The organism is Enterobacter cloacae complex sp. GYL001 (assembly GCF_049237125.1).
GTDB classification, from domain to species: domain Bacteria; phylum Pseudomonadota; class Gammaproteobacteria; order Enterobacterales; family Enterobacteriaceae; genus Enterobacter; species Enterobacter hormaechei_C.
This window is the reverse complement of sequence record NZ_JBMKGW010000007.1, coordinates 62,583-74,389: the sequence shown is the minus strand read 5'-3', so window position 1 is coordinate 74,389 and position 11,807 is coordinate 62,583. Positions and strand designations below refer to the sequence as shown.

Here is an 11,807-nt window from a genome sequence, read left to right as displayed (position 1 = left end):
GACCGCCATGCTGAAAAATCTGCACGTGATTACCGGTATTATCTTTGCCCTAACCATATTCTGTCTGCTGCAAGTTGTCACGGGAGGGTTGTTCTACTCTGCCGTTAACAACGATCGTCACAACTTTCAGAACTCCGGGTTACTCAATGCCCAACAGGAGAGCCTGAGCGACAGCGTGAACACGCTGGTGAAAACGCGCGTTACCGTCACCCGCGTGGCGATCCGCTACCTGAAAAACCAGCGCGATCCGGCCTCTCTCGCAGCAATCAACACGCTGTTGGGGACCGCGAACGGTTCGCTGACCAAAGCCGAAGACTATTACAAAAACTGGCAGGCGATTTCGCAGGTGAAGGGCCAGAATGCCGCGCTCACCGAAGAGATGCAGAAAGCCTGGAAGCAAATGCACGAGGTGATGCGCTTGTCCATTGAGTATCTGCGCGCCGATAACTATCAGGCCTATGGCGACCTGGACGCCCAGCAGGCGCAGGATGAGATGGAGGCGGTCTATACCCGCTGGCGCGCTGAAAACAACGTGCTGCTGAAAGCCGCCGCCGAAGAGAATCAGAGCAGCTTTACCCAGATGCAGTGGACGCTGGCGGCGATCTTCCTGACTGTGATCGCCGTGCTGGTGGTGATCTGGCAGGGTTTACAGCACCTGCTCCTGAAACCGCTCAACGCCATCATGAACCATATTCGCACCATCGCGAGCGGCGATCTGACGCAAAATGTCGCGATTACCGGGCGCAACGAGATGGGCCAGCTGGCTGCTGGTCTGCACGAGATGCAGCAGTCGCTGGTGAGCACCGTCAGCGCCGTGCGCGGCAGCACAGATTCTATCTACACGGGCGCAGGAGAAATTGCCGCCGGGAGTAACGACCTTTCCGCGCGAACCGAGCAGCAGGCAGCCTCGCTGGAAGAGACCGCCGCCAGTATGGAAGAGCTGACTGCCACGGTGAAACAGAACTCGGATAACGCCCGTCAGGCGACGCTGCTGGCGAAGAATGCGTCTGAAACCGCCGCTCGCGGCGGTCAGGTGGTGGATAACGTGGTGCGTACCATGAATGACATTGCCGACAGTTCTCAGCAAATTGCGCATATCACCGGCGTTATCGATAGCATTGCCTTCCAGACCAACATTCTGGCGCTCAACGCGGCGGTTGAAGCCGCCCGTGCCGGGGAACAAGGTCGCGGCTTTGCGGTCGTGGCAGGTGAAGTACGGACGCTGGCCAGCCGCAGCGCGCAGGCGGCAAAAGAGATCAAAGGGCTTATCGAGAACTCTGTCAGCCGAGTGAATACCGGCTCGGAACAGGTGAGCGAGGCGGGTGCGACCATGAAAGAGATCGTCGCGGCCGTGACGCGCGTAACCGATATTATGGCTGAGATTTCCTCGGCGTCTGACGAGCAGAGCCGCGGTATAGAGCAGGTCAGCCTGGCGGTCTCGCAGATGGACAGCGTCACGCAGCAAAACGCCGCGCTGGTACAGGAGTCGGCAACGGCGGCGGCAGCGCTGGAAGATCAGTCTGAACAGCTGCGTCAGGCCGTGGCGGCATTCCGGCTGAACGCTCAGGCATCGCTGGCGGCTCGCCCTAAAAACGTGAAAACGCCCGTACTGCTGCGCCCGTCAGCGGCAGGCGCGAATACAGCTGACGCGAACTGGGAAACCTTCTGAGTGACAGGCGGGCATCTCGCCCGCCTTCCTGATTAGCGACTGCGCTTGGCGTGGCGCTCCCAGTTATCTCGCTTCGCATCCTCTGACTTACGCAACGAGACATAGCATGCTCCGCTGCCACCGTGATACGGCTGCGCTTCGCAAAAGGCCTGTACTTCGTCGAACTCGGTCAGCCAGCGCGCAAGATAGCTGCGCACCACGTTAGGATGCGACTGCTGTTCACGCCCTTTACCATGCACGATGATCAGGTTGCGTAGCCCGTCACGTCCGGCCTGGCGAATAAAGGAATAGACCAGCTGGCGGCATTGCTCCGCAGGCTGGCGTAACAGCGTTAAGCTGGCCTGACGGGAATATTTGCCGGAACGCAGCTTATCAAATACCCCCTGCTGTACCCCTTCGCGCTGGAACATCAGCGGCTCGTCAAGGGGCAACAGTTCCAGAAACCCCAGCGTCAGAAAGTTATCGAGCTGCTCAGTATCTATTTCCTGACGCGCCCGCGTGTTGCGGCTCTGCTGCCAGTGAATATCCGCGCAGCGTTTGAGCGGCTGGACATCCTCCATGGCGTCAAGAAAAAGTGATTTGTCGTCAGGGTTCATGGAAATCCTCCGGCTACATCTGAGTGATGTACTATACCTGCGCCCGTTGCGGGTCTCAATCATCCAGGCACGGGTTCAAATAATGGCTTAAGGAACAGATAATCGCAGACGCAATAAATTTAATCTAACCTTAACTTAAATTTCAGCCGTAATTAATTAAATAATTTACGTTAAAAAATCGTGAAATCAATCACTCAACGTCCTTCTCTTTTAAGAAAAAGCTGTTATAACTTAATAAACCTGCCCAATGGATAATGCATGTAGGATCCGCGAAAGGACGCACGACTGTGTGTACTGTGGAGTCTGTCTGATGTCGGGCAGACTCTATTTTTTTATTGTTGTTATTTTGATTAAATTAATTTCCTGGCTTCCCTTCGAAACTGCGTGATTAATGATTCGGCAAGCGGTGTCTGGCGAGAATCACGACGCTGAATTAAATAATATGCTGCTTTAGGCAGGGTTTCGACAACCGGCAGCATTATCAGACGGTGCGCCAGAAGCGGATCGCAGCCCAGCTCCTGCGGTAAAATGCTGATGAAATCGCTTTGTGCGACGAGGCTAATACAGGAGGAAAAGGTCTCACAGACAACGCCAATTCGCGGTATTTGAGAGCGATGGTTAAAAGTATCCTGCAACTGCTTATAATAACTTCCCCGGGGCGTAGGCATCGTCCAGTTATATTGCAAAAGCTCATTAATTGAGGTCGCCCCTGTCGCCGGATGCCCTGCCCGACAAAATACAGCAAAAGGCTTTTCGAACAGCTTTTCAAACGTAAATTCGTGATCGTACGGCCCCTGATAATAGGTATTGATGGTAAAGTCCAGCTCACCCTGACGTAATTCATTAATCATCGACACCAGCTGGCCTTCCATAATCCGGACGTTGACCTGAGGATGCTGCGCATGAAAACGCGTAATGACGGCCGGCATCAGGCTGCGTGAAATGCTGGCTCCCATCCCAATATTGATCTGCCCGGCAAGCTCGCCCTGTCGCTGGCGGATGTCATCCTGCGCTGCACGCAGCTCTTCCAGAATCAAATTAGCGCGGTGATAAAACCCTTCCCCGCACTCGGTCAGCGCGACGCCTTTACTCCGGCGCACAAATAGCTGGGCCGCCATACCCTCCTCCAGCTCTTTAATGGATTTGGTCAGCGCGGGCTGCGAAAGATTAAGCGTCCGGCTGGCGCCGCGAATGCTGCCCTGACGCGCCACTTCGACAAACGCCCTGATTTGATGAAATTTAATCTGAAATGACATAACGAGACCGATAACCGTTGTTTATCAGAGTAAAGAAACTGTCATCTACTTTAATGGAAACGGATGTGCGAGGGTAATTCCTGAACGGTTAAAACTGTGAAAAAACGATTAGTGATAAGTAAAAACTATCACAGCGTGAAGCAGTTCACATATTTTAATGATGACAGGAAAAGATATGAACGCACTGGCGCAGTACATTCAGACATTAGCTCCACAACTGAGCGCATGGCGTCGCGATTTCCACCATTTTGCGGAATCCGGCTGGGTAGAGTTTCGAACAGCTGCGAAAGTCGCGGAGATCCTCGACTCGCTGGGCTACGAACTGGCGATGGGCCGCGACGTGGTCGATGCCGAAAGCCGTATGGGACTGCCCGATGACGCCACCCTTTCACGAGAGTTTGCCCGCTCCCGGGCGCAGGGTGCGCCGGAGAAATGGCTGGCGCCGTTTGAGGGCGGATTTACCGGCATTGTGGCGACCCTGAATACCGGACGTCCGGGCCCAACGCTGGCGTTTCGGGTAGACATGGATGCACTTGATTTAAGCGAAGCGCTTGACGAAAGTCATCGCCCCTTCCGCGACGGTTTTGCCTCCTGCAACCCGGGCATGATGCACGCCTGTGGCCACGACGGGCATACCACCATTGGTCTGGGGCTCGCGCAGGTGCTTAAGCAGCATGAGGCGCAGCTCAACGGCATCATCAAACTGATCTTCCAGCCTGCCGAAGAGGGTACGCGCGGCGCGCGGGCTATGGTCGCCGCAGGCGCGCTGGACGGCGTGGACTACTTTACCGCCATTCATATCGGGACCGGCGTTCCGGAAGGGACGGTGATCTGCGGCAGCGATAACTTCATGGCGACCACCAAATTTGACGTGCGCTTTACCGGGGTCGCCGCACACGCTGGCGGTAAACCAGAAGAGGGCCGTAACGCCCTGCTCGCGGCTGCCCAGGCCGCCATCGCGCTGCATGGCATCGCACCACACAGCGAAGGCGCGTCCCGGGTTAACGTCGGGGTCATGCAGGCGGGCAGCGGACGCAACGTGGTTCCGGCTGATGCGTTGCTTAAGGTTGAAACCCGCGGCGAAAGCGAGGCTATTAATCAGTATGTCTTTGAGCGCGCACAGGCGGTAATTACCGGCGCGGCGGCGCTCTACGGCGTAAGCGCCGAAATACGCCTGATGGGTGCCGCCACCTTCAGCGCGCCGACGCCGGCCTGGGTTGCTTATCTGCGCGAACAGGCGAGCCAGGTTTCCGGAATTGAGCATGCAATTGATAAGGTGACAGCGCCTGCGGGCTCCGAAGATGCCACGCTGATGATGGCCCGCGTTCAGCAGAACGGCGGCATGGCGTCGTATATGGTCTTCGGCACCGAGCTGAGCGCCGGACATCATAACGAAAAATTCGATTTTGATGAGCAGGTGATGAACGTTGCCATCGAAACGCTGGCGCGAACTGCGCTTAATTTCCCGTGGACGCGAGGTGTGTAATGCAGGAGAACTACGCTTTTATCGCTGATGCCATCGACACGCGATGTCAGACGTTTACCGATATTGCCGACGACATCTGGGATCATCCCGAAACGCGCTTCGAAGAGTTCTGGTCCGCCGAACGGCTCGCCAGCGCGCTGGAAGCCGAGGGCTTTACCCTGACGCGGGAAGCCGGAGGCATTCCCAACGCCTTTATTGCCAGCTACGGCAGCGGCAAGCCCGTTATCGCCCTTCTGGGCGAATACGATGCCCTGGCCGGGCTAAGCCAGCAGGCGCACTGCGCGACGGCGCAATCCGCCACCCCGGGGGCGAACGGCCACGGCTGCGGGCATAACCTGTTAGGCACTGCTGCCTTCGCCGGGGCGGTGGCGGTGAAAAGCTGGCTGGAGCAGCACGGCGGCAGCGGAACGGTGCGATTTTACGGCTGCCCCGGCGAGGAAGGCGGCTCCGGTAAAACCTTTATGGTGCGTGAAGGTCTGTTTGACGACGTGGACGCTGCCGTGACATGGCACCCGGAGGCCTTTGCCGGGATGTTTAACGTCAGCACGCTGGCCAATATTCAGGCCGCCTGGCGGTTTAAGGGGATCGCCGCTCATGCCGCAAACTCCCCACATCTGGGGCGCAGCGCGCTGGATGCCGTGACGCTGATGACCACCGGTACAAATTTCCTCAACGAACACATCATTGAAAAAGCGCGCGTTCATTACGCCATCACCGATACCGGCGGGATTTCGCCCAACGTGGTACAGGCCCAGGCCGAGGTGCTGTACCTGATCCGCGCCCCGGAGATGGCCGATGCGCAGCGGATCTACGCGCGCATCGAGAAAATCGCCCAGGGTGCGGCGATGATGACCGAAACCACCGTCGAGTGCCGCTTTGATAAAGCCTGCTCCAGCTATCTGCCGAACCGTACGCTCGAAGCGGCGATGTACCGCGCATTGCAGCATTATGGCACGCCGGCCTGGACGGAAGAGGAACGCGAATTTGCCCGTGAAATCCGCGCCACGCTCACGGCAAACGACCTGCAAAACAGCCTGAAAAACATTGCCGCAACGGGGGCCGAAGAGGGAAAAGCGTTTGCCCGACGCCATCAGGAGACGCTGCTGGTGGATGAAGTTGCCCCTTACGCCATCACCGATAACGTGCTGGCAGGCTCCACCGATGTGGGGGATGTCAGTTGGAAGATGCCTGTTGCACAGTGCTTTAGCCCCTGTTTTACCGTCGGCACCCCACTGCATACCTGGCAATTAGTGGCGCAGGGGCGTACCTCAATTGCCCATAAAGGCATGTTGCTGGCCGGAAAAGTGATGGGCGCGACCGCGCTGCATCTGCTTCAGGATGCCGACCTGCTGCGAAAATGCCGGGAAGAGTTCGAACAACACATAACAGAAAAACCGTACGAGTGTCCGATCCCGCAGGGCGTGACACCGTCACCTTTAAAATAAAAAAACACAACACAACAACACAACAACAGTCCCGAGGAACGCCCATGAGTATGTCTTCCATACCTTCGCATTCCCCATCCGGTAAGCTCTATGGCTGGGTTGAAAGGATCGGCAATAAAGTGCCGCACCCTTTCCTGCTTTTTATCTATTTAATTGTCATCCTGATGGTCGCGACGGCCGCGCTGTCCGCCTTTGAGGTGAGCGTGCGCAGCCCGGCCGACGGCAGCATGGTGGCAGTGAAAAACCTGCTCAGCGTTGAAGGGTTGCACTGGTTTTTGCCGAACGTGATTAAAAACTTCAGCGGTTTTGCGCCGCTGGGCGCCATTCTGGCGCTGGTGTTAGGCGCGGGACTGGCCGAACGCGTGGGTCTGCTGCCTGCGCTGATGGTGAAAATGGCCTCGCACGTCAGCGCGCGTTATGCCAGCTATATGGTGCTGTTTATTGCCTTCTTCAGCCATATCTCGTCCGACGCGGCGCTGGTGATCATGCCGCCGATGGGGGCGCTGATTTTCCTGGCCGTTGGCCGTCATCCTGTTGCGGGTCTGCTGTCGGCAATTGCGGGCGTCGGCTGTGGGTTTACCGCTAACCTGCTGATCGTGACCACCGATGTGCTGCTCTCCGGCATCAGCACAGAGGCAGCCAGCACCATCGATGCGACTATGCACGTCAGCGTGATCGACAACTGGTACTTTATGGCCAGTTCGGTGATTGTCCTGACAATTGTCGGGGGTCTGATTACCGATAAGATCATTGAGCCGCGCCTGGGTAAATGGGAAGGCCGGAGCGATGAAAAGCTGGAGACGCTGAGCAAAGAGCAGCAGTTCGGCCTGCGCGTAGCCGGGATCGTCTCGCTGGCGTTCATTGCGGTGGTGGCGCTGATGGTGGTGCCGGAGAATGGCGTGCTGCGCGATCCGATCAAACACACCGTCCTGCCCTCGCCGTTTATTCAGGGCATTGTGCCGCTGATAATTCTCTTCTTCTTCGTCGTTTCGCTCGCGTTCGGCATCGCCACCGGCAAAATCCGCCGTCAGGGAGATCTGCCGCACCTGATGATCGAGCCGATGAAGGAGATGGCGGGTTTTATCGTGATGGTGTTCCCGCTGGCGCAGTTTGTCGCCATGTTTAACTGGAGCAACATGGGCAAGTTTATGGCCGTGAGCCTGACGGACGCGCTGGAGGCGGCGGGGTTGAGCGGTGTTCCGGCGTTTGTCGGCCTGGCGCTGCTGTCGTCCCTGCTGTGCATGTTTATTGCCAGCGGGTCGGCCATCTGGTCGATTCTGGCGCCCATCTTTGTCCCCATGTTTATGATGCTCGGCTTCCATCCGGCGTTCGCCCAGATCCTGTTCCGTGTCGCCGATTCCTCGGTGATCCCGCTGGCGCCCGTGTCACCCTTCGTTCCGCTGTTTTTAGGCTTCCTGCAACGCTACAGGCCGGAGGCTAAGCTGGGTACCTACTATTCGCTGGTTCTGCCCTATCCGCTTATCTTCTTAGGGGTATGGCTGGTGATGCTGGTGGCGTGGTATCTTGTCGGCCTGCCGATTGGACCGGGTGTTTACCCGAGGCTGAACTAAGGAGTACTGATGCTGAGATTACTCGAAGATAAGATTGCGACGCCGCTGGGGCCGCTGTGGGTTATCGCGGATGAAGCGTTCAATCTGCGCGCGGTTGAATGGGAAGAGCACAGCGACCGGATGGTAGAGCTGCTCAACATCCATTATCGCGCCGAGGGTTACGAGCGTATTACTGCCCGTAATCCTGGCGGGCTGAGCGATAAACTGACGGCCTACTTCGAGGGCGATCTCAGCATTATTAATACCCTGCCAACCGCCACGGCGGGTACCCCTTTCCAGCGCGAGGTGTGGCAGGCGCTGCGTAATATTCCCTGCGGGCAGGTGATGCACTACGGTCAGCTGGCAGAACAGCTTGGCCGTGCCGGCGCGGCGCGCGCGGTCGGTGCGGCAAATGGCTCTAACCCCGTCAGCATTGTGGTGCCTTGCCATCGCGTGATCGGGCGCAACGGCACTCTCACCGGCTATGCCGGGGGGGTACAGCGCAAAGAGTGGCTGCTGCGTCACGAAGGGTATTTTCTGCTGTAATTCCCAAGCTTTTTGTGCTTAATTTTCTTCCTGTTAGGTTCATAATCCTTAATCATTCTGTGGAATTTCAAGGAGATGGCAACACGCTGCCGTCTCTTGTCTTTATTGGGGGTTTGCCAGACTTACGTCCTTACCAAAAAGATGTTAAAATTGACCAATATCAATTAAGGCTTGAGCAAACCTATGATCCCGGAAAAGCGAATTATACGACGCATTCAGTCTGGCGGTTGTGCTATCCATTGCCAGGATTGCAGCATCAGCCAGCTCTGTATCCCGTTTACTCTGAATGAGCACGAACTCGATCAGCTTGACAATATCATCGAGCGCAAAAAGCCTATTCAGAAAGGGCAGACGCTGTTTAAGGCGGGAGACGAACTGAAATCGCTCTATGCTATCCGTTCTGGCACCATCAAAAGCTACACCATTACCGAACAGGGCGACGAGCAGATCACCGGCTTCCATCTGGCAGGCGATTTAGTCGGCTTTGACGCCATCGGCAGTGGCCATCACCCGAGCTTTGCTCAGGCGCTGGAAACCTCTATGGTCTGCGAAATTCCGTTTGAGACGCTGGACGATCTGTCCGGTAAGATGCCGAACCTGCGTCAGCAGATGATGCGTCTGATGAGCGGTGAGATTAAAGGCGATCAGGATATGATCCTGCTGCTTTCCAAAAAGAATGCCGAAGAGCGTCTGGCCGCCTTTATCTATAACCTCTCCCGCCGTTTCGCGGAGCGTGGCTTCTCCCCGCGTGAATTCCGTCTGACCATGACGCGCGGTGATATTGGCAACTATCTGGGCCTGACCGTGGAAACCATCAGCCGTCTGCTGGGTCGCTTCCAGAAGAGCGGAATGCTGGCGGTTAAAGGTAAGTACATCACCATCGAAAACGGTGAAGCGCTGGCCATTCTGGCGGGTCACTCACGTAACGTGGCATAACTCTCCCGGATATCTTATGCCAGGTCGATAAATTTTCATGATTATTGATCTGGCAAAAACTTCCCCCCTGTTTCATTCAAGATATATAGGTTACTCTTTTACTTACAGACTGTGGTGACAGTAGTAAGGAGACCTGTATGGCAAAGTATCAAAACATGCTGGTGGCTATCGATCCTAACCAGGACGATCAGCCGGCATTACGACGTGCTGTGTATTTACATCAACGGATTGGTGGCAAAATTAAAGCCTTTTTGCCGATTTATGACTTCTCATACGAGATGACCACCCTTCTGTCGCCTGACGAGCGCACCGCTATGCGTCAGGGAGTGATCAGCCAGCGTACCGCGTGGATCCGCGAGCAGGCGAAATATTACCTGGAAGCGGGCGTACCGATTGATATCAAAGTGGTCTGGCACAACCGACCTTTCGAAGCCATTATTCAGGAAGTGGTGGCCGGTGGGCATGACCTGCTGCTGAAAATGGCGCACCAGCATGACAAACTGGAATCCGTGATTTTCACTCCAACCGACTGGCACCTGCTGCGCAAATGCCCTTGCCCGGTATGGATGGTGAAAGATCAGCCATGGCCTGAGGGCGGGAAAGCCGTCGTGGCGGTGAATCTGGCCAGCGAAGAGGATTATCACAATTCGCTGAACGAGAAGCTGGTGAAGGAAACCATCCAGCTTGCCGACCAGGTTAACCACACCGAAGTCCATCTGGTGGGTGCCTATCCGGTTACGCCAATCAATATCGCCATCGAGTTGCCTGAATTTGACCCGAGCGTGTATAACGACGCGATTCGCGGTCAGCATCTGCTGGCCATGAAAGCGCTGCGCCAGAAATTCAGTATCGATGAGAATATGACGCACGTAGAAAAAGGGTTACCGGAAGAGGTTATTCCGGATCTGGCGGAGCATTTGCAGGCCGGGATTGTGGTGCTGGGCACCATTGGCCGGACCGGTATCTCTGCCGCGTTCCTGGGAAATACCGCCGAGCAGGTGATTGACCACCTGCGCTGCGACCTTCTGGTCATCAAACCGGATCAGTATCAAACGCCGGTTGAACTGGACGATGAGGAAGACGATTGACCCCAAAATGAAAGCCCGCCGGTAACGGCGGGCTTTTTTATTACGCTTCGCTCAACCGCTGCGTCGGTGCCTCGTCGCCGGCATTCATCCAGGGCGCGTGCAGAACCATGCTCGGCAGCGCCAGCTTGATCTCCTGCTGGTTCAGCCCCTCCAGAATACGGATATTGATCTCCTGCTGAATATCCATGTACTTGTTGTAGTCCGCCGTATTAACGATATGGACCACCTCGAAGGTCAGGCGATCGCGATCGAAGCCCAGGAAATGGGCGCGGTCAAACTTCGTTTCCCCGACGTCGGTAATGATCTGTTTGACCATATCACCCACTGAACGCAGTTTGTCCGGCGCCGTGTCGCTGGCAACCCCGAAGGTAAAGACGATCCGGCGCGTTTGCATCCGTTTGTAGTTATGCAGCGTCTGTTGCAGCAGAATGGCGTTCCCGCAGACAATCTGCTCCCCGCTCAGGCTGCGGATACGGGTGGTTTTCAGGCCAATGTGCTCTACCGTCCCGGCGACATCGTTAAACACCACAAAATCGCCAATTTCGAACGGCTTATCAAAACCGATGGAAAGCGATGCAAACACGTCGCTCAGGATCGTTTGCACCGCGAGGGCGATTGCAATACCCCCTACCCCAAGGCTGGCAACCAGAGCAGTGATGTTGACGCCCGCGTTAGCAAGAATAGACAGCAGCATCACTGACCAGACTATGGCACGGAGGATAAGCCCCGTGATCACCAGCGTCACCGGGTTTTTATGGCTTCCCGGCGCCAGCATGACGTGACGAAGCCACGACACCACCCCCTGATCCATCCACAGCGCCACCTGGATAGCGAAGACCAGGAACCAGGCGTGGCTCACGGTACCAAAGAGATGATCCGGTAAGTCGACGAAACGCAGGCTGAATAACAGCGCCACGACAAAAAGCAGGAAGCGGCTGGTGCGGTTAAGCATATCCGTCAGGATAAAGCGCATCCGGTTGGTGCTGGGGTGCTTGTCGCCCCAGGTGGTGATCCCTTTCTTAACGAAGGCGATCAGACGCGTCAGCAGCCAGTACACCAGCAGAGTCACAAAAACCACCGTGGCGACGCCGATCCAGAAAGATGGCGTCATCATCAGCTCGATGATGTCGAAGCGGGACAAAAATCGCATTACACCTCCTCGTATTACACAAAGGGTAAAGTATAGACAGAGGAGAAAAGCTGGCCGCAGAATAAGAAAACCGCCCCAGGGGGCG

At 56.2% G+C, this 11,807-nt stretch carries 10 protein-coding genes; 7 read left to right on the top strand and 3 right to left on the bottom strand.

Features of this window, described 5'->3' with window-relative positions; genetic code table 11:
- Window positions 1-7 precede the first annotated feature (7 nt).
- The gene (gene tcp, locus ACOTWU_RS14200; protein ID WP_017384568.1) at window positions 8-1,669 is read left to right on the top strand and encodes a methyl-accepting chemotaxis citrate transducer; all 1,662 of its coding nucleotides are present in this window, start codon (window positions 8-10) and stop codon (window positions 1,667-1,669) included.
- Between the two features lie 32 nt (window positions 1,670-1,701).
- On the opposite strand, the gene smrA is transcribed toward tcp, so the two are convergent.
- On the bottom strand, window positions 1,702-2,265 hold the full coding sequence (gene smrA, locus ACOTWU_RS14195; RefSeq protein WP_032653382.1) for a DNA endonuclease SmrA: 564 nt from the start codon (window positions 2,263-2,265) through the stop codon (window positions 1,702-1,704).
- A gap of 350 nt (window positions 2,266-2,615) precedes the next feature.
- Window positions 2,616-3,521, bottom strand: a complete 906-nt coding sequence (locus ACOTWU_RS14190; RefSeq protein WP_003857524.1) for a LysR family transcriptional regulator — start codon at window positions 3,519-3,521, stop codon at window positions 2,616-2,618.
- Window positions 3,522-3,696: 175 nt separating this feature from the next.
- Here ACOTWU_RS14190 and ACOTWU_RS14185 point away from each other — a divergent pair, with 175 nt between their 5' ends.
- The 6 genes from ACOTWU_RS14185 to uspE all read left to right on the top strand — a co-directional run bounded on the left by ACOTWU_RS14185 (window position 3,697) and on the right by uspE (window position 10,572).
- Complete coding sequence (locus ACOTWU_RS14185; protein ID WP_058700322.1) at window positions 3,697-5,007, top strand: M20 family metallo-hydrolase; 1,311 nt, start codon at window positions 3,697-3,699, stop codon at window positions 5,005-5,007.
- The gene (locus tag ACOTWU_RS14180; RefSeq protein ID WP_252049301.1) at window positions 5,007-6,452 is read left to right on the top strand and encodes an amidohydrolase; all 1,446 of its coding nucleotides are present in this window, start codon (window positions 5,007-5,009) and stop codon (window positions 6,450-6,452) included. The genes ACOTWU_RS14185 and ACOTWU_RS14180 overlap by 1 nt, the downstream gene beginning before the upstream one ends.
- A 44-nt stretch (window positions 6,453-6,496) precedes the next feature.
- Entirely contained in the window at window positions 6,497-8,023 is a 1,527-nt protein-coding gene (gene abgT, locus ACOTWU_RS14175) for a p-aminobenzoyl-glutamate transporter (RefSeq protein ID WP_023296513.1), read from the top strand.
- A gap of 9 nt (window positions 8,024-8,032) precedes the next feature.
- The gene (gene ogt, locus ACOTWU_RS14170; protein ID WP_015570643.1) at window positions 8,033-8,548 is read left to right on the top strand and encodes a methylated-DNA--[protein]-cysteine S-methyltransferase; all 516 of its coding nucleotides are present in this window, start codon (window positions 8,033-8,035) and stop codon (window positions 8,546-8,548) included.
- Between the two features lie 183 nt (window positions 8,549-8,731).
- Complete coding sequence (gene fnr / locus ACOTWU_RS14165) at window positions 8,732-9,484, top strand: fumarate/nitrate reduction transcriptional regulator Fnr (RefSeq protein ID WP_000611906.1); 753 nt, start codon at window positions 8,732-8,734, stop codon at window positions 9,482-9,484.
- Window positions 9,485-9,621: 137 nt separating this feature from the next.
- Window positions 9,622-10,572, top strand: coding sequence for a universal stress protein UspE (gene uspE, locus ACOTWU_RS14160; RefSeq protein WP_006808916.1), 951 nt, complete (start codon window positions 9,622-9,624; stop codon window positions 10,570-10,572).
- A 40-nt stretch (window positions 10,573-10,612) separates the two neighbouring features.
- Here the strand turns inward: uspE and ACOTWU_RS14155 are convergent, their stop codons facing one another.
- Window positions 10,613-11,722 carry a mechanosensitive ion channel family protein gene (locus tag ACOTWU_RS14155; protein ID WP_126499292.1) on the bottom strand — a complete coding sequence of 370 codons (1,110 nt, stop codon included), beginning with the start codon at window positions 11,720-11,722 and terminating at the stop codon, window positions 10,613-10,615.
- Window positions 11,723-11,807 lie beyond the last annotated feature (85 nt).